This is a genomic window from Nocardia fodinahabitans (assembly GCF_052983615.1).
Map to the genome: position 1 here is coordinate 367,732 of NZ_JBRJJC010000001.1, position 17,117 is coordinate 384,848.

The following is a 17,117-nucleotide window of genomic DNA, read 5'->3' on the forward strand; positions in this document are numbered from 1 at the left end:
GCGCCTGCGGCCTTCTTCGATCGCCACCGGTTCGGGCGAGCTCCCTGGGAAGCTCATCGAGCTGTCGCCTGCCTTGGTGCGGCTGCCGCCCAGGGCGGCGACACCTGATCGCGGCCTCGGTCAGAACAGGCTGGTCTGGGCGGGCGCGGTCACCGCGGTGATCGTGGGGTCGAGTTCGATGCGGCGGCCGATGAGCCGGGAGTCGTTGACCAGGACGAGTTCGCCGGCGCCCGTGTCGTCGGCGCAGGCGATGGTGTGTCCGTGGGCGGTGACGGCGTCGAGGACGTACTCGCCGGAGTCCTCGGCGAATTCGATGGCGTCGGGGTAGCGGCCACGCGCGAGGATCGTGGCGTAGAAGTCCCGACCGCCGGACCACGCGGTGTCGGTGCGGGTGATGTCGTCGGGCAGGGCGCTCGCCGCGTGGTCGGCGGCGCCGGCGACGGCGGCTTCCAGCGCCGACCACGGCCGTAGCGGCTTGGTCAGGATGCGGGTCTTGGTGGCGCCGGCGACCGCCTGCCGCAGCCCCGCCCGCTCCGAGACGACCCGCTCCAGTTCCCGCACGTGCAGCCCGTCCGGGGAGTCGGTGATGAAGCGGGCCACCAGCGCGCCCTGCTCGAAGAGCCGCCGCTGCCGCCGCACCGCCGACGCGGTCCCGACCTTGGCCATCCCGTCGCCGAAGTAGGCGATGTAGAGGTGATGGGGCTGCGCGACATACCCGCGCACCTGCTCGGGCAGCGCCGTGAGCGGCCCGCGATGGCTGTGCACCACCGACCACCCCTCGGTGATCCGGCACTGCGCACACTGCTTGCCGCTGTCGACCCGGGCCCGGCTCGGGCACGCCTGACGCCCCCTGCGCCCGGCGCCGAACCCGTGGTACCCGAGACAGAACCGCCCGGCCCCGGTGAGCCGGAACGCCAACCGCGTCCCGATCCCGGGCAGCAGCTCGGTACTGCCGTCCTCGCGGATCACCTCGTAGAACCACCGGCCCTGCTCATCCCAGTGCGTCCCGCAATACAGGGCGGTGGAGGTCGCGGTCATCGGTCGAATCTACTGAATGCGACCAGTGTTCCGCCGTCCGGATGACAGATCGCCCCGCCGACCAGGATCGGCCGAAGGCACCCGAGCTCACAGGTCGAGGACCAGAACCTCCGAGTATCGCGATCCGCCACCGTCGACCGCGGCGAGCACCAGGGCGAATATCGCGCCGGCTGCCGCGATCGCGGGCGAGTCCTCGAGACCCGGCGGCCGGTCCGAACCTCCCGGACATCACAACTAGCCGTCGGCGATTCCAGCACTCGAGGCTCGTCCAGATGGCGCGTTCCTGCCTGCGCCCGATGAATCCGACGACGGGTCCGGCGAGGCGGGCGAGGCCCGGCACCGTGAATCGCCGATCAGTCCGTGGGGACGAGTCGGATCAACGGGATGCGGCGGGTGGTCCGCTCGGGGATCCGGGCATAGGACGGGGCGATCGCCACCACCCTCGGCCACCACCGCGCCGCCTCCACGTCGGCGAGCTCGACGGCGCGGACGGTGAGGGTGTGCCCGTCGACCTCAACCGTCGCCGCGGGAGTCGCGGTCAGATTGTGATACCAGGCAGGATGTGTCGGGCGGCCACTGTTAGCGGCCACGACGACGCGGTCGGCGCCGTCGGGGAAGTACTGGAGCAGAACGGACCGAGCCAGCCCGGTGCGCCGGCCCCGGGTCGTCAGCACCAGGACTCGCCGCCCCCACGGCCGCACGATGCGGCCCTTCGTCACGCGATAGAGCCACACCCCGAACCGGCCGAACCGGGTGTCGAGATCGTGCTGGATCCTGGCCTTCGTTTGCTCACTCACCATCGTGCTCACCCATCTGTCGGCCTCGAACCGGAGAAGCCCGGCGAGACGCGGTACGTGGAGCACACCACCGGCTCCCATCACGTCCGTGTGGAGCGGCCACGCCCCTCCTACTCTGCTGCGCCGTGGAAGGCGCCGCAACACCTGAGCCGTGCCGCCAGACGCCATTGATTACTGCGAAAATCAGAAGACAGCCGACCATGCCGGCGGTTTCCTAAGGACTCCTTTACCTTCTGTGAAAACCTGTGGTCCTTGAAGAACGGCACCGGATGAACGAAGACCGCGGCGGTGTGGCGACGGAAATGAGGTCGCGTGGCGGACTGTCTCGTAGCCGATGATGGACCCAGTAGACGAAGTAGTTCCCTGCGGGAACATCTGGGATCGTCGCCGAATGAGTGCCGGGGGCACCGGCCTCCGCGGCCACGTCGGCGATAGGGAACGCCGGGTCGGGAGGCCCTGCTGCATCGGGCCCGCCGGCTATCAGACACACGGAGAGCGCTTCGGCGGTGTTGTTCGTGACCGTCACGGTGACCTTGTTGATGCCGCCTGCCGCGGTCAGAGTGACGTCGGTGGGGCTGCCACTGCAGGGTTGGTCGTGAACGGTAGGAGCGTTGCGGCAGTCAAAGTTGCCAATGTGGCACGGGCCGTGAGCTTCATCAGATGTCCCTTTCTGGTGGCGTACCGGTGTTGGTCCCAGGGCTCGGGGTGAGCCTGCACTGGTAGCGATGCACGTCTGGCGGCACCGCCCCCCTCGGCGGAGATCCGGCACATCGGGCCGACCACACAGGACGCAGTGGCCGGCGACTGTTCCGCCGTGGCGGTCAGCAGTCGGCCTGTGTTTGTACGGACTGCGACCAGCCTCGCCCGTTCGGACGATCCACCCGAACGAGGCCTGCCCGGACACCCGAGCTCACAGGTCGAGGACCAGGACCTCCGAGCGGGCGCGGGAGACGCACAGCATCATCGTCTTGCCGCTTTCGCGCTCCTCGCCGGTGAGCAGGGAGTCACGGTGGTCCACCTCGCCGTCGAGGACGAGCGTCTCGCAGCTGCCGCACGTGCCTTCGCGGCAGGAGGTGATGACCGCGACCCCAGCCGATTCCAGCACGTCGACGATGGAGCGGTCGGCGGCGACCCGCAGCGTCCGGCCGGTCTGGGCCAGCTGGATCTCGAAGGCCTGGTCGGCGCCGGTGGGCTCGAGCTGTCGCGGGACGAAGCGTTCCGTGCGTACTGTGACGCTCTGCCGCTGTCCCTCTGCCTCGACCGCGGCCAGCAGCGGTTCCGGGCCGCAGCAGTACACGGTCGCGCCGGGTCGCTCGGCCATGATGTCGGCCACCGGCAGCAGACCGGACTCGTCCTGGGGAACCAGCCGCACCGCCGGATAGCGTGCGGTGAGCGTCTCGGCGAAGGCCATGTGGGCGCGGGAGCGCGCGCCGTAGTGCAGCGTCCAGCGCGCACCCGCCCGCTCGGCGGCCACGATCATCGGCAGGATCGGGGTGATCCCGATGCCACCCGCGACGAACGTGTACTCCGGGGCCTCGGACAGCTCGAAGTTGTTGCGGGGCCCCGAGACCGACAGGGTGGTGCCGGGCAGCGCCGTGTGGAACAGGTGTGCGGACCCGCCGCGGCCGGTCGGCTCGTGCAGGATCGCGATCCGCCACCGGTCCCGCTCGGCGGGGTCGCCGCACAGCGAGTACTGGCGGACTCCGGCTTCGCCCACCGCCACGTCGATGTGCGCGCCCGGCGTCCAGGCGGGCAGTTCCCCGCCGTCGGCCGCGGCGAGCACCAGGGCGAATACCGCGTCGGCTTCGTCGGTGCGCTCGATCACCCGCACGCTCACGTCGGTCATGGCCATCCCCTCGCCCGCATGGTTGTCGAGTCTCACCGTGCTCGACGTCCGGCGTGTCCGCCCCTTTGGCGCGGCGAGACGATTGGCGCGATCGACATTCACTATCGTCGGGCCGCCCGGTGCGCGCCCCACCCGACACTGACGGCATGACTCCAGTGGCGGAACTGGTCGCCAAGACCAGGCAGTTCGTGCAAGACCACGTCATCCCGGTGGAACGCGAGGTCGTGGTCGGTGGCCGGGTCACCGACGACGCCCTGCGCCTCGACCTGCAGAAGAAGGCCAAGGAGGCCGGCGTCTTCGGCCCGCTCTCGGATCCCGCGTACGGCGGCCTCGGCCTCGACACCAGGGCCCAGGCCGAGGTGCTCGAAGCGGCGGGCGCCAGCCTGCTCGGCCCGCTCGCGGTCAACGCCTGGGCGCCCGACGACGGCAACATCCACCTGCTGGCCGCGGTCGCGAATCCCGAACAGCGCGAGCGGTATCTGGCTCCGCTGGCCTCCGGTGAGGTCCGCTCGGCGATCGCCATGACCGAACCGGCGCCCGGTGCGGGGTCGGACCCGCGGATGCTGGCCACCGTCGCCGAGGAGACCGACACCGGCTGGGTCATCAACGGCCGCAAGCACTTCACCACCGGTGCGCAGGGCGCGGCGTTCACCATCTGTGTCGCCGCCACCACCGACGGCCCGACCATGTTCCTGGTCGACCAGGACAACCCCGGTCTGAAGGTCGGCCGCCGGATGCCGACGCTGGACCACACCAGCGCGCCCGGCGGGCACTGCGAGATCGAGTTCGCCGACTGCGAGGTTCCCGAGTCCGCGATCCTGGGCGCGGTGGGCCGCGGCCTGGATCTGGCGGCGGTCCGGCTGGCGCCCTCGCGCCTGGTGTTCTGCATGAACTGGCTCGGCCTGGCCGTGCGCGCCCAGCAGCTCACCGCCGACCACATCAGCGGCCGTTACTCGTTCGGGGTGCCGATCGCCGAACGCGGTCTGGCCCAGGGCCTCATCGCCGACAACGAGATCGATATCGCCGCGTCCCGCAGCCTGATCCGGTCCACCGCCGCCACCATCGACGAGCACGGCGCCGCCTCCGCCCAGGCCCGGCACGAGGCCTCGATCACCAAGACCTTCGTCTCCGAGGCGGTCTGGCGGGTGCTCGACCGCGCGGTCCAGCTGCACGGCGGCCTCGGGGTCTGCGAGGACCACCTGGTGGCCCGATTCCTGGTGGAAGCCAGGGCTTTCCGCATCTACGAGGGTCCGTCGGAGGTGCTGCGCTGGTCGATCGCGCGGCGCGTCCTGCGCGGGCCGCGCTGAGAGGACACTCCGATGACCACGCGCAGCATCGCCGGATTCGGCGCCGCCTACCCCGCCCTCGACTTCGATGCCGTCGACTACGACTACCTGCGCGACGCCTCGCAGGCCCTGGTGCCGTTCGGCGCGCACGTCGGCACCAGGATCACCGAGATCTCCCCCGCCCGTTCGGTCGTCGAGATCCCGGCCGAACCGGTGATGTGCAACCACATGGGCACCGTGCACGCCGGAGCGCTGTTCACCGCCGCCGACATCGCGGGCGCCGCGGCCTTCGTCGGCGCGGCGGCGCACCGGCTCTTCACCGTCGACCGACTGGTGTTGCGCGGCGGCACCGCCGCCTACCGCAAGCCGGCGCGCGGCCGCATCCGCGCCGTCGCCACCGTCGACCCCGACGGCCTGGCCGCCGTGCTGGCCGCGACCGGGTCCACCCGGTTCGAGCTCTCCGGCCGCGCCGAGCTGCTCGACGACAACGACGTGCTCACCGCCGAATTCACCTTCGACTACGTGTGCGATGTGCGCATCGCCGGAACGGACGAGAAATGAACTCCGCATCGCGCGGCGATTCCGTGCGGGGTGGCGGCCGGGTGGCGGGCGGGCCAACGACCACGCCCGACACCACGACGGTCGAGACCGCCGACGGCGTGCGCTTCACCGTGCGCTGGCTGGCCGCCGACGACCCTACCGCCCCGGTGGTGCTGATCCTGCCCGCCATGGCGATGAAGGCGCGCAACTACCAGTCGCTGGCCAAGGCCCTGCACGCCACCGGCCTCTCGGTCGCGACCTGCGATCTGCGCGCGCACGGCGAGGCCGAGCCCGCGCTCGGTGAGCACACCGACTTCGGCTACCGCGAAATGCTCGAAATCGACCTGCCCGCCATCGTTTCCACGGTCCAGGGGCGCTTCCCGCAGGCGCCGCTGCACCTGTTCGGGCACAGTCTGGGCGGCCAGCTGGCGCTGCTGTTCGCCGCCGCCGAACCCGAGCGCGTCGCCGGGGTCACCGTGATCGGCACCGGCACCGTGTTCTGGTGGGCGTTCGGTCCGCGCCGCTGGTTCGAGGCGCTGAGCCAGATCCAGTGGATCGGCCTGGTGTCGCGGGTCAAGGGGCACTGGCCCGGTGGCGTGCTGATCCCGGCGCCGATGCCGGGCGGAGTGATGGTCGACTGGTCGATCCACTCGCTCACCAGCTACTACCGCCCGAGCGGCACCAAGCGCCGCTACAACACACTGCTGGCCGAGATGACCCTGCCGGTGCTGGCGATCTCGCTGTCGCAGGACGTGCTCGGCCCCAAGTCCAATGTCGACTTCCTGGTCTCGCGGATGCCGTCCGCCGCGGTGACCCAGTGGCACCTCGACGAGAACTCCGCGGTCGAGCACCTGGATCACTTCACCTGGCTCAAGGACTCGCCCGCGATCGCGGCAGGCGTGTCGCAGTGGATCACCGCCGGCACCGCCCCGGCCTAGAAGGAGAGACGTGGCACGACTGCAGATCGAAGCGGTGTCGAAGAAGTTCGACACCGATTACGCGGTGCGCGAGGTGAGCCTCGACATCGCCGACGGCGAATTCATGGTGCTGCTCGGCCCCAGCGGCTGCGGCAAATCCACCCTGTTGCGGATGATCGCCGGGCTCGAGGAGCCGGGCGAGGGCCGGATCCTGGTGGGCGGCAACGACGTCACCGACGCCGCGCCGCAGCGTCGTGACCTGGCGATGGTGTTCCAGAGCTACGCGCTCTACCCGCACCTGTCGGTGGCCAAGAACATCGGGTTCCCGCTGCGGGCCCGGCGCAAGCCCCGCGCCGAGATCGCCCAGCGGGTCGCCGAGGTCTCGGCCACCCTGGAGCTGAGCGCCCTGCTCGACCGGAAACCCGTCGCGCTCTCGGGCGGCCAGCGCCAGCGCGTCGCCCTGGCCCGCGCCATGGTGCGCGATCCCGGCGCGTTCCTGATGGACGAGCCGCTGTCGAACCTCGACGCCAAGCTGCGCAGCGCGACCCGCGCCGAACTGATCGCCCTGCATCAGCGCCTGGGCGCGACGTTCCTCTACGTCACCCACGACCAGGTCGAGGCGATGACGATGGCCTCGCGCATCGCGCTGCTCAACGAGGGCCGGGTCGAACAGTGCGGCACCCCCGCCGAGCTCTACGACCAGCCCCGTTCCACCTTCGTCGCCGGCTTCCTCGGTTCGCCGCCGATGAACCTGTTCCCCGCGGTCGTGCAGTCGCGCGGCGGTGCCCTGCGGGTGACCGCCGACGGTGTCGACGCCGCGCTCGACATCACCGACGAACTCGACACCGCCACCACGGTGATCGCGGGTATCCGCCCCGAGCGCCTGCGCATCGACGCCACGGCAGGCGCCGTCCGCGGCCGGGTGCGGATGGTCGAGAACCTCGGCAGCGAAGAGCTGGTGCACCTCGACGCGGGCGCGACCAGCCTGTGCGTGCGCGCACCGCGCCCGGCCGGGGTCCACGTCGGCGAGGACATCGCCGTGCGGGTCGACCCCGCCGACATCCACCTGTTCGATCCCGACACCGGCCTGCGCCTGACCTGGCTAGCGCCGCAGCAGGATTCGATCCCCAGCCAGGACGCGGCTGCCGTGCCCGTCCCCTGATTACCGCACGAACCGTTGATGAGGAGAACCACCATGAAACGCACCCTGCCCATCCTGGGCGTGGTGTTCACCACCGCCGTCGCCCTGAGCGGCTGCGGTCTGGGCGGCACCGTGTCCTCGGACACCACGACGACCGCGCAGATTCCGGAGCTGAAGCCCGACCAGCAGGTCTCGATCGTGTTCGAGTCCTACAACTACGGGCTCGCCGGCGCCTGGACCGACACGTTCAACGCGCTGATCGCCGACTTCGGCAAGAAGTACCCCAACATCAAGGTCACCGCGCAGAAGCCGCAGGGCAACAGCCCGAACCCGGCCACCGACACCATCTCCAGCATCCAGAACCAGATGGTCGCGGGCACCCCGCCCGACGTCGCCCAGCTCGGCTTCTCCGATCTGGACTTCACCGTGCACCAGCTGCAGGCCAAGCCGCTCGACACCCTGGTCGGCAAGCAGGAGGTGGCGAAGAACTTCGACGGCCGCCACGCCTACGCTCCGCGCGCCCGCGTCCTCGACGACTGGGACGGCCACACCTACGGCATGCCGTTCGTGTTCTCCACCCCCGTGCTGTACCTGAACGCCTCGCTGTTCACCCAGGCCGGTCTGGATCCGGCCAAGCCGCCGGCCACCTGGGCCGAGGTCGCGACCGCGTCGAAGCAGATCGCCGACCGCACCGGGAAGGGCGGCGTCTACATCGACTGCCTCACCAAGACCGCCAAGGACTGGTGCTTCCAGTCGCTGGTGCGCTCCAACGGCGGCCGGGTCATCTCCGAGGACCGCCGCAGCCTCACCTACGCCTCCGCCCCCGTCGTCGAGGTGACCAAGATGGCGCAGGACCTGGTGAACTCGGGCGGCATGCCCAAGCTGAACCAGAAGCAGGGCTATGAGGCGTTCGCGCGGGGCGAGATGGGCATGATCCTCGAGACCAGCGCCATCCAGGGCATGTTCGTCACCGGCGCCAAGGACAAGTGGGACCTGCAGTCGGCGCCGATGCCGTCCTTCGGCGGCAAGCCGACCGTGCCGACGAATTCCGGTGCGGGCCTGCACATCCTGTCCAACGATCCGGCCAAGCAGCGCGCCTCCTGGGAGCTGATCAAGTTCCTCACCAGCGAGGAGTCCTACATCAAGATCGCGCAGAACATCGGCTACCTGCCGCTGCGCACCGGGCTGCTCGACCAGGCCGACGGCCTCAAGGATTGGGCCGCCAAGAACCCGCTGCTGAAGCCGAACGTCGCCCAGCTGGCCAACATGGAGCCCTGGGTCTCCATGCCCGGCAACAACTACCTGCAGATGCGCGACGGCATGATGGACGCCGTCGAGGCCATCGTGTTCCAGGGCAAGGACCCCCAGTCGACGCTGACCGCTGCGCAGGCAGAGGGCACCAAACTCCTGCCGGTCGCATGAGAGGTCAACGCCCGAAGGCGGCAGCGCAGCGTAACCACGCAGGCCGTCCGATCATGCGAATGGATGCAGCATGAGCGATCTGACCATCGTCCAGCTCACCGATACCCACCTGCGCCCCGCCGGTGAGCTCGTCCACGGTGTCGTCGACACCGACGCGAACCTCACCCGGGTGCTCACCCACCTGCGCGAGGCCGGGCAGCACGTCGACGCCCTGGTGCTCTCGGGTGACCTGTCCGACAACGGGTCACCCGAGGCGTACCGGCGGCTGCGGGCGGCTGTCGAACCGGTCGCGGCCGAGCTCGGCGCCGAGATCGTCTATGTCATGGGCAATCACGACGAACGCGCCGCCTTCGGCGAGGAGCTGCTCGACCTGGCTCCCGGCTCGGTGGACACCACGCTGCCGCACGACCGCAGCATCGAGGTCGCGGGCCTGCGCATCCTCGCGCTGGACAGCACCACGCCGCGGCGGCACGAGGGCAAGCTCGAACTCGAGCAACTGGCCTGGCTGAGCGTGCAACTGCGCACGCCCGCCCCGCGCGGCACCGTGCTGGTGCTGCACCATCCGCCGCTGCCCTCCCCCATCGCCACCACCGATTTCCTGAAGCTCGAGGACGCCGACCGGCTGGCCGAGGTACTCGAGGGGTCCGATGTCCGGATGATCCTGTGCGGGCACAACCATCTGACGGCCGCCGCGGCGGTCGCGGGCATCCCGGTGTGGATCGGGCCCGCGCTGTCGTACCGGATCGATCCGATGCCGCCGGCGGGCAGGCACCGCGGGTTCACCGGATTCGGTTACAGCCGCATAGATGTCGTCGGCTCGACGGTGCTGGCCACCGCGATCGAGACGACCCCGGCCACCGCGGTCTACGACCGGCCGGAGGCCGAGGTACTCGAGCAGCTCGCGGCGATCGCCGCGCGGACGCGGTGACATGTTCGTCATCGACGACAGGCAGGACCCGGCGCAGGCGGCGATCATCGCCCCTGTGGCGGGTCCGCGCCGGTTCACCCGGCGCAAGGCGCTGCGCCTGATCGCGCCCTATCTGTATCTGGCACCGGCGGTGGTGCTGCTGGTGGTGTTCACCTACCAGCCGCTGGTGCAGGCGGTGCAGCTGTCCACGGTGTCGTGGAACCTGCTGCCGACCGCGCCGATGAAGCCGGTCGGTACCGCCAATTATTCGCGGCTGCTGGATCTTCCGGCGTTCTGGGGCTCGCTTGGCCGGACCGCGACGCTGATCCTGGGCCTGCTGCCGTTCACGGTGCTGCTGCCCGTGCTGATCGCACTGGCCAGCAGGCGGGTGCACGGCCGGGCCCGGACGTTCTACCAGGCACTGGTGTTCGCGCCGTTCCTGGTCGCGCCGGTTGCGGCGGCGGCGGTGTGGCGCTGGCTGCTGCATCCCGGTTCCGGTTTCGTCGACCAGCTGGTCGACTCCGGCCGCAACTGGGTCTACGACGCATCGACCGCGCAGGCGGTGATCGTGCTGATCACCGGCTGGCAGCTGCTCGGTTTCGCGGTGCTGGTGGTGTGGGCCGGATTGGCCGGGATCAGTGGCGACTACAGCGAGGCAGCGCAGGTCGACGGCGCGACGCCGGGGCAGATCCGGCGCTGGATCACCCTGCCGCTGCTCTCGCCGACGCTGCTGTTCCTGGTGCTCACCACCGTGCTGCTCAGTCCCACGCTGTCGTTCCCGCTCATCGATTCGATGACCCAGGGCGGACCGGCGCAGGCCACGACCAATATCTACTACCTGCTCTGGGACTACGCGTTCCACAGCTTCGACGCGGGTCTGAGCGCGGCGGCGGGTGTGCTGTTGTTCGTCGGGTTCGGCGCGCTGGCCGCCGTGCTGGTCTGGATCTCGGAAAAGGTTGCCGTTCATGATGATTGACCGTCTCCGCCTGGCGGGCAGCCATGTGCTGCTCGCCGGGACGGCGCTGGTGTGCGTGTTCCCCATCTACTGGCTGTTCGCGACGGCGCTGCGGCGGCCGCAGGACGTCACCTCGCTCTCGCCGCTGCCGTGGCCGCTGTCGATCGACAACTACCTCGACGCGGCGCACAAGGTCGATGTCACCGGCCTGATCGTCAACACGTTCGTCGTGGCGATCCTGTCGGCGGCGGGTCAGCTGCTGATCGCGCTGCTGGCGTCCTACGCGTTCGCGATGTACACCTTTCCGCTACAGCGGCTGATGTACCTGGCGTTCGTCGGCGTCTGGCTGGTGCCGTTCCAGGTCACCATGCTGCCCAACTACATCCTGCTCAACCGGATGGGGCTGATCAACACGTTGATCGGCTGCGTGCTGCCGACGCTGTGCTCGGCGCTGGCGGTGCTGCTGCTACGTCAGCACATGAACGCCTTCCCGAAGGAGCTCGTCGCCGCCGCCAAGATCGACGGCCGCTCCTCCTGGGCGATCCTGTGGACGGTCGTGGTGCCCAATCTGCGTCCCGCCCTCGCCGCGCTGGGCATCCTGCTGTTCATCAACGCCTGGAACGAGTATTTCTGGCCCGCCGTGGTCCTGCGGCAGTCCAACGATGTCCTCCAGCTCGGCCTGCGCAGTTTCATGGGCACCGAAGGCGACCAGTGGGGCCCGATGATGGCTCTGGCCAGCCTGGCGTGCCTGCCGGTCCTGCTGCTGTACCTGGTGCTGCAACGCCACATCGTCAACGCGTTCGTCCGGTCGGGACTCAAGTGAGGCGCCGTCCCGGCATGGCTCGGGGGCACGCCGGGACGGATCAGCGCCCGGCACCGAGCCATGCCACCGCGTCGCCCACCCGCGGTGTCACTGCCGGTAGGTCGCCAGGAAGCGGCCGATCCGCTCGATGATGGCCTCGAGCTCGTCGGCGTGCGGCAGGGTGACGATCCGGAAATGGTCGGGGCGTGGCCAATTGAAGCCGGTGCCCTGCACGATGTGCAGCTTCTCCTGCAGCAGCAGGTCCAGGACGAACTTCTCGTCGTCGTGGATGCGGTACATGTCCAGGTCGATACGTGGGAACGCGTAGAGCGCGCCCTTCGGTTTCACGCAGGACACACCGGGGATCGCGTTGAGGGCTTCCCAGGCGCGGTCGCGCTGCTCGCGCAGGCGCCCGCCGGGCAGGGTGAGATCGTAGATGCTCTGATGCCCGCCGAGCGCGGCCTGGATCGCTTGCTGCGCGGGCACATTCGCGCACAACCGCAGACCGGCCAGCATGGTCAGGCCCTCGAGGTAGCTCGCGGCGTGCTGGGTGGGACCGGAGACCACCAGCCAGCCCGAGCGCAGACCGGCGGCCCGGTAGTTCTTCGACAGTCCCGAGAAGGTCAGGCACAGCAGGTCGGGGGCGAGCGAGGCGACGGCGGTGTGCTCGAGGTCGTCGTAGTAGATCTTGTCGTAGATCTCGTCGGCGAAGACGACCAGATTGTGCCTGCGCGCGATCTCGAGGATCTCGCGCAGTACCTCCGGCGGATACACCGCGCCGGTGGGGTTGTTCGGGTTGATCAGCACGATGGCGCGGGTGCGGTCGGTGATCTTGGCGGTGATGTCGGCCAGGTCGGGGTACCAGTCGGCGCCCTCGTCACACAGGTAGTGCACCGGCGTGCCGCCGTTGAGGGCGGTCGCGGCGGTCCACAGCGGGAAATCCGGGGCGGGGACCAGTACCTCGTCGCCGTTCTCGAGCAGCGCGGTCATCGCCATCATGATCAGCTCGGAGACGCCGTTGCCGAGGAAGACCTCCTCGACGCTCACCTCGTCGACACCCAGGGTCTGGTAGTACTGCACCACCGCGCGCCGGGCCGAGAGCAGACCCTTCGACGAGCTGTACCCGGTGGAGGTGGGCAGCGTTCGGACCATGTCCTGCAACAGGTCCGGCGGCGCGTCGAAGCCGAAGATCAACGGGTTGCCGGTGTTGAGCTTGACGACGTGATGACCCTCGGCCTCGAGCCGAGCCGCCTCCTCCGCGACCGGGCCGCGGATCTCGTACGACACTCCCGACAGCTTGCTGGACTGCTTGACCTGCATGAACATCCCTCCGAAGTGTGGTTGCCGCACACACTACTTGGTATTTCCAAGATTTCACTTGGTTTTTCCAAGCCTATGGTTAAAGTAGTACACGTGCCACGCCGAAGCTACGACCACTACTGCGCGGTCAGCCGCGCGCTCGACCTCGTCGGGGACCGGTGGACCCTGCTCGTGGTCCGCGAACTGTGTGCCGGCCCGCGCCGGTACAGCGACCTGTTCGCCGACCTGCCCGGGATCAGCACCGACATGCTCGCCACCCGGCTCAAGGATCTCGAGCGCGAGGGCATGCTCACCCACCACCGCAACGGCATGCGCTCCAGCTACGAGCTGACCGACGCGGGCCTGGCCCTGCGCCCGGTGCTCGACGCGCTGTCGGTCTGGGGCACACCCCGGCTCGGCGACCGCAAGCCGACCGACGCGGTGCGCGCGCACTGGCTGGCGCTGCCACTGGGCCACGCGATCGCCGAGATCGTCCCGGCGGGCACGGTGACGGTCCACATCGGCGAGACCGTGCTGCACTACGTGATCACCGCCGACGGCGTCACCCACCACGACGGTCCCGCCGCGGCGCCGGACCGGGAACTGCGGCTCGAGCTGGCCGAGGCCACCGAGATCGCCACCGGCGTCCGGCCCCTGACCGTCTGACCGGAGCCCTCGACCCGGCGTCAGAGCCCGGCGAACTAGCGGTTGTCGACGTGCGCCCTGCCTGCCCTGCTGGTCGGACCCCGGGAGAATGTGACAATGCGACCGTGGAGTTGCGTCAGGCATGTCGGGCGGCCGGCATCGGCGTAGTGGCCGTCAGTGAGCACGACGGTCAGGCTCGCCTGCATCGAGCGGTCCCGGCACTTTCAGCTCGCTTGATCGTGAGCCTGGACGGCCCGATCGAGGTCCGGTACGACGCACAGGTTCAGCTGGCCCAGGGGTTTGCCGCGGGGCTGATGCGACCGGATGTCGCGACTCCGACCACCACACTGCGCGCACAGCAGCACACGGCCTACGTCGAGTTGTCTCCAGCGGCATTTCACCGTCTGACCGGGGTACCGCTCAGCGAACTGGACGCGGGCGGTGTCAGCACCGATGCGGTTCTTCCGTGGGTGAACTCGCTCTCCGAGGAGCTGGCGAGTCTTCCGGTCGACCACCGAGAGGATGTCGTGCGCGTCAGGCTGCTCGAGCGGCTGCACCGGGATGATCACGGCATCGGACCGGAGGACGCTCTCCGAGCTCTGGACCTGATCAGTGTCGGGAAAGGGACGGTGTCGGTTGAGGAGTTGGCGCGCCAGGCGCATCTGAGCTCCCGGCAGCTGCGGAAGGTGATGCTGCACTCGCTGGGGATCACCCCGAAGTTCGCCTCCCGCGTGGCGCGTCTGGGCCACGCGGTGAGCCGCGCCGGTGCAGGGGCGGTCTCCTGGACCGAGGTGGCAGCAGAGTCGGGCTACCACGATCAGAGTCACCTTGTGCGTGATTTCCGCAGCCTCATGGACACGACTCCGACCTCGTGGCTGGAGGAAGAGGGCCGAAATCTACAAGGCTGGCAACGCCCCGCCCCATGACCATGGGGACATGAATGTCCAACTGATCCCCAAACTGCTGGTCTCCGATGCCGACGCAGCGATCACGTACTACACCCAAGCGCTCCACGCCCAGGTCGAACTCCGAGTCGCCGACGACACCGGTGTGGTCAACCACGCTGAACTCGCGCTCGACTCCGTTACCTTCGCCCTGGCGCAGAGCGTGCCGGAATGGGGTTGGAACGATCCGGATTCGATGGGAGGCTCACCGGTCCTGATCGTGCTCACAGTGCCGGACCCCGACTCCACAGCCGACCGCATGGTCGAGCACGGGGCTGACCTTGTCATTCCACTGGAGGACCGCCCTTACGGCAAGCGGCAAGGACGAGTAAGGGATCCGTTCGGCCATCTCTGGGTCATCGGCGGAGAACGTCTAGGGCAGCAGTCCAGATGACCCACCGGAATTCTCCGCTCTCGCTCGACGGCCGAAGACGACACATCGAGCGATGCCGTCCACGACCGATCGCCCACGTCGGTGATGGACGGCTGCGGACGTAGCCGCGGATCGGCAGGTGCGCTCGGAACAGACCGGGGCCACCGGAACTGTTCCGAGCGTGGGTCAGCGGGCGGCGGTGGCCGGTGCCGTGAAGGTGCCGATGAGGGCCGTGTCGTGGGTGGCGGCGCGGAATCGGGGGTGGTCGAGGATGTCGTGCAGGAAGTCGGTGGTGGTGGCGACGCCGGGTCCGGTGATGGTGGTTTCGGCGAGCGCACGGCGCATGCGGTCGATGGCGGCCGGGCGATCGGGGGCCCAGACGACGATCTTGGCGAGCAGTGAATCGTAGTGCGGGGGAATCGCATAGCCCGCGGCGACATGGGTGTCGACGCGCACGAACTGACCACCGGGCAGCGCGCACTCGACGAGAGTGCCCGCGGCCGGAGCGAATTCGCGTTCGGGGTCCTCGGCGTTGATCCGGCACTCCATCGAGACGCCACGCGGGCGGAGATCGGCGGGCAGGGACAGTGGTTCGCCCGCCGCGATGCGTAGCTGTTCGGCGACCAGGTCGACGCCGGTGACCATCTCGGTGACCGGGTGCTCGACCTGCAAGCGGCAGTTGACCTCCATGAAGTAGAACTGCCCGTCGGGGCCGAGCAGGAACTCCACGGTGCCCGCGCCGACGTATCCGGCCGCCTCGCAGCCGCGCACGGCCGCGGCGCCGATCCGGTCGGCGAGCTCGGCGGACAGGCCGGGGGCCGGCGACTCCTCGACCAGTTTCTGATGCCTGCGCTGGAGCGAGCAGTCGCGCAGGCCCAGGTGCGTGACGGTGCCGTGGGTGTCGGCGAGGATCTGCACCTCGACGTGTCTGGCCGATTCCAGGTAGCGCTCCAGATAGAGTCTGCCGTCGCCGAAGACCGCGGCGGCCGAGGCCCTGGTGTGCTGCCAGGCGGCGCCGAAGTCGTCACCGTCGCGCACCACCCGCATGCCGCGGCCACCACCGCCGGCGACGGCCTTGATGATCACCGGGTAGCCGATCTCCTCGGCCAGCGCCCGTGCCGCCTCGGCGTCGTCGATCGGGTCGCGGCTGCCGGGCAACAGCGGCAGGCCCGCGTCGGCCATCAGCGCCCTGGCCGTGGACTTGTCGCCCAGCCGGGCCATGACGGCGGCGGGCGCGCCGACGAAGACGAACCCCTCCGCCTCACACACCTCGGCGAAATCGGGGTCCTCGGAGAGGAATCCGTAGCCCGGGTGGATGGCGTCGGCGCCGGTGGCGCGGGCGGCCTCGATGATCGCGGGGATCGACAGGTAGCTCCGTTTGGCCGGGGCGGGTCCGATCTGCACACGTTCGTCGGCCAGCCGGACCGCCGCCGAGTCCCGGTCGGCGGCCGAATGCACCGCGACGGTGGCGATGCCGAGTTCCCGGCAGGTGCGGATCACCCGCACCGCGATCTCGCCGCGATTGGCGATGAGCACCTTGCGCAGGGGGCGGGTCACCGCAGCGCCTCGAACACGATCAGCGGCTGGCCGTGCTCGACGGCGTCACCGTTGTCGACGAGCAGTTCGGCGACCACGCCCTCCTTGGTCGCGGTGACCGGGATCATCAGCTTCATCGCCTCGATGATGCCGACCTGCTGGCCGGCCCGGACCGGGTCGCCGGCGGAAACGAACGGCGCCGCACCGGGTTCCGGTGATCGGTAGAACACGCCGACGGTCTCGGCGGTCAGTGTGAAGGTGTCCGCGGCGGGCGCGGTCTCGGCGCGCTCGACCGGCGCCGGGACGGCCGCCGGGCTGACGAGCGCGAGGTGCCCGGCGGTGTCCGGGACGATGGCGGGGGCCGAGGCGGGCCGGTCGTCCCAGGTGACCCGCAGCGACACCGGGCCGTTGGCGACGGTCACCGAGGTCGGTGCGGACGGGGTGGCGCGCACGCTCATGGCGTGGCGGGTGAGCACGGCGAGGCTGTGATCGGCTTCGGTCGCGCTCACCGCCCGCTGGGTGGATTCGCTGGTCGCGGACTCGGTCATCGGGTCTCCTGGCTCTCGGTGCGGGCGAATCGAAGGGTCGGGATCGGTGCGGGGCAGGCGGTGCAGGCCATGGCGCAGCACCGTCCACGGGTGACGGATCAGGAAGTCGGCCATCGGAGCT

17 protein-coding genes are annotated in these 17,117 nt (G+C 69.7%); 11 read left to right on the forward strand and 6 right to left on the reverse strand.

The features are described 5' to 3' along the window. Positions 1-120: 120 nt before the first annotated feature. The 3 genes from NV348_RS01730 to NV348_RS01740 form a co-directional block, all read right to left on the reverse strand. Positions 121-1,038: a hypothetical protein gene (locus tag NV348_RS01730; RefSeq protein WP_447145366.1), complete on the reverse strand. Its 918-nt coding sequence runs from the start codon at positions 1,036-1,038 to the stop codon at positions 121-123. A 353-nt stretch (positions 1,039-1,391) separates the two neighbouring features. Continuing rightward, positions 1,392-1,838 (reverse strand): nitroreductase/quinone reductase family protein, encoded by a 447-nt coding sequence (locus NV348_RS01735; RefSeq protein ID WP_447145367.1) that lies wholly within the window; start codon positions 1,836-1,838, stop codon positions 1,392-1,394. Between the two features lie 907 nt (positions 1,839-2,745). Beyond that, a complete protein-coding gene (locus tag NV348_RS01740) occupies positions 2,746-3,681 on the reverse strand; it encodes a PDR/VanB family oxidoreductase (protein ID WP_447145368.1) in 936 nt (311 codons plus the stop codon). Positions 3,682-3,827: 146 nt separating this feature from the next. On the opposite strand from NV348_RS01740, the gene NV348_RS01745 reads away from it, so the two are divergent. From NV348_RS01745 to NV348_RS01780, 8 genes are all read left to right on the forward strand, one after another. Then, the gene (locus NV348_RS01745; protein ID WP_447145369.1) at positions 3,828-4,988 is read left to right on the forward strand and encodes an acyl-CoA dehydrogenase family protein; all 1,161 of its coding nucleotides are present in this window, start codon (positions 3,828-3,830) and stop codon (positions 4,986-4,988) included. Positions 4,989-5,000: 12 nt separating this feature from the next. Next, positions 5,001-5,528 carry a YiiD C-terminal domain-containing protein gene (locus NV348_RS01750; RefSeq protein WP_447145370.1) on the forward strand — a complete coding sequence of 176 codons (528 nt, stop codon included), beginning with the start codon at positions 5,001-5,003 and terminating at the stop codon, positions 5,526-5,528. Continuing rightward, positions 5,525-6,445 (forward strand): alpha/beta hydrolase family protein, encoded by a 921-nt coding sequence (locus NV348_RS01755; RefSeq protein ID WP_447145371.1) that lies wholly within the window; start codon positions 5,525-5,527, stop codon positions 6,443-6,445. Before NV348_RS01750 ends, NV348_RS01755 begins: the two co-directional genes overlap by 4 nt. Before the next feature lie 10 nt (positions 6,446-6,455). After that, on the forward strand, positions 6,456-7,586 hold the full coding sequence (locus NV348_RS01760) for an ABC transporter ATP-binding protein (protein WP_447145372.1): 1,131 nt from the start codon (positions 6,456-6,458) through the stop codon (positions 7,584-7,586). Positions 7,587-7,619: 33 nt separating this feature from the next. Continuing rightward, positions 7,620-8,987, forward strand: a complete 1,368-nt coding sequence (locus NV348_RS01765; RefSeq protein ID WP_447145373.1) for an ABC transporter substrate-binding protein — start codon at positions 7,620-7,622, stop codon at positions 8,985-8,987. Positions 8,988-9,057: 70 nt separating this feature from the next. Beyond that, entirely contained in the window at positions 9,058-9,915 is an 858-nt protein-coding gene (locus tag NV348_RS01770) for a metallophosphoesterase (RefSeq protein ID WP_447145374.1), read from the forward strand. A 1-nt stretch (position 9,916) separates the two neighbouring features. Beyond that, a complete protein-coding gene (locus tag NV348_RS01775; protein WP_447145375.1) occupies positions 9,917-10,870 on the forward strand; it encodes a carbohydrate ABC transporter permease in 954 nt (317 codons plus the stop codon). Beyond that, positions 10,860-11,672 carry a carbohydrate ABC transporter permease gene (locus NV348_RS01780; RefSeq protein WP_447145376.1) on the forward strand — a complete coding sequence of 271 codons (813 nt, stop codon included), beginning with the start codon at positions 10,860-10,862 and terminating at the stop codon, positions 11,670-11,672. Before NV348_RS01775 ends, NV348_RS01780 begins: the two co-directional genes overlap by 11 nt. 87 nt (positions 11,673-11,759) lie before the next feature. On the opposite strand, the gene NV348_RS01785 is transcribed toward NV348_RS01780, so the two are convergent. Further along, positions 11,760-12,977: a pyridoxal phosphate-dependent aminotransferase gene (locus NV348_RS01785; protein ID WP_447145377.1), complete on the reverse strand. Its 1,218-nt coding sequence runs from the start codon at positions 12,975-12,977 to the stop codon at positions 11,760-11,762. An 87-nt stretch (positions 12,978-13,064) separates the two neighbouring features. On the opposite strand from NV348_RS01785, the gene NV348_RS01790 reads away from it, so the two are divergent. The 3 genes from NV348_RS01790 (at position 13,065) to NV348_RS01800 (ending at position 14,933) form a co-directional block, all read left to right on the forward strand. Next, on the forward strand, positions 13,065-13,616 hold the full coding sequence (locus tag NV348_RS01790) for a winged helix-turn-helix transcriptional regulator (RefSeq protein ID WP_447145378.1): 552 nt from the start codon (positions 13,065-13,067) through the stop codon (positions 13,614-13,616). 104 nt (positions 13,617-13,720) lie between these two features. Further along, positions 13,721-14,521, forward strand: coding sequence for a helix-turn-helix domain-containing protein (locus tag NV348_RS01795; RefSeq protein WP_447145379.1), 801 nt, complete (start codon positions 13,721-13,723; stop codon positions 14,519-14,521). Positions 14,522-14,531: 10 nt separating this feature from the next. Then, the gene (locus NV348_RS01800; protein ID WP_447145380.1) at positions 14,532-14,933 is read left to right on the forward strand and encodes a VOC family protein; all 402 of its coding nucleotides are present in this window, start codon (positions 14,532-14,534) and stop codon (positions 14,931-14,933) included. A gap of 165 nt (positions 14,934-15,098) precedes the next feature. Here the strand turns inward: NV348_RS01800 and NV348_RS01805 are convergent, their stop codons facing one another. Together NV348_RS01805 and NV348_RS01810 are read right to left on the reverse strand one after the other, a co-directional pair. Further along, positions 15,099-16,469, reverse strand: coding sequence for an acetyl-CoA carboxylase biotin carboxylase subunit (locus NV348_RS01805; RefSeq protein WP_447145381.1), 1,371 nt, complete (start codon positions 16,467-16,469; stop codon positions 15,099-15,101). Then, positions 16,466-17,110 carry an acetyl-CoA carboxylase biotin carboxyl carrier protein gene (locus NV348_RS01810; protein WP_447145382.1) on the reverse strand — a complete coding sequence of 215 codons (645 nt, stop codon included), beginning with the start codon at positions 17,108-17,110 and terminating at the stop codon, positions 16,466-16,468. The genes NV348_RS01805 and NV348_RS01810 overlap by 4 nt, the downstream gene beginning before the upstream one ends. Positions 17,111-17,117: the final 7 nt, after the last annotated feature.

Bases quoted from the DNA above. Each gene is read 5' to 3' on its own strand.
- NV348_RS01730 (WP_447145366.1), bottom strand. From the start codon at position 1,038: ATGACCGCGACCTCCACCGCCCTGTATTGCGGGACGCACTGGGATGAG.
- NV348_RS01735 (WP_447145367.1), bottom strand. From the start codon at position 1,838: ATGGTGAGTGAGCAAACGAAGGCCAGGATCCAGCACGATCTCGACACC.
- NV348_RS01740 (WP_447145368.1), bottom strand. From the start codon at position 3,681: ATGACCGACGTGAGCGTGCGGGTGATCGAGCGCACCGACGAAGCCGAC.
- NV348_RS01745 (WP_447145369.1), top strand. From the start codon at position 3,828: ATGACTCCAGTGGCGGAACTGGTCGCCAAGACCAGGCAGTTCGTGCAA.
- NV348_RS01750 (WP_447145370.1), top strand. From the start codon at position 5,001: ATGACCACGCGCAGCATCGCCGGATTCGGCGCCGCCTACCCCGCCCTC.
- NV348_RS01755 (WP_447145371.1), top strand. From the start codon at position 5,525: ATGAACTCCGCATCGCGCGGCGATTCCGTGCGGGGTGGCGGCCGGGTG.
- NV348_RS01765 (WP_447145373.1), top strand. From the start codon at position 7,620: ATGAAACGCACCCTGCCCATCCTGGGCGTGGTGTTCACCACCGCCGTC.
- NV348_RS01770 (WP_447145374.1), top strand. From the start codon at position 9,058: ATGAGCGATCTGACCATCGTCCAGCTCACCGATACCCACCTGCGCCCC.
- NV348_RS01775 (WP_447145375.1), top strand. From the start codon at position 9,917: ATGTTCGTCATCGACGACAGGCAGGACCCGGCGCAGGCGGCGATCATC.
- NV348_RS01780 (WP_447145376.1), top strand. From the start codon at position 10,860: ATGATGATTGACCGTCTCCGCCTGGCGGGCAGCCATGTGCTGCTCGCC.
- NV348_RS01785 (WP_447145377.1), bottom strand. From the start codon at position 12,977: ATGTTCATGCAGGTCAAGCAGTCCAGCAAGCTGTCGGGAGTGTCGTAC.
- NV348_RS01800 (WP_447145380.1), top strand. From the start codon at position 14,532: ATGAATGTCCAACTGATCCCCAAACTGCTGGTCTCCGATGCCGACGCA.
- NV348_RS01810 (WP_447145382.1), bottom strand. From the start codon at position 17,110: ATGGCCGACTTCCTGATCCGTCACCCGTGGACGGTGCTGCGCCATGGC.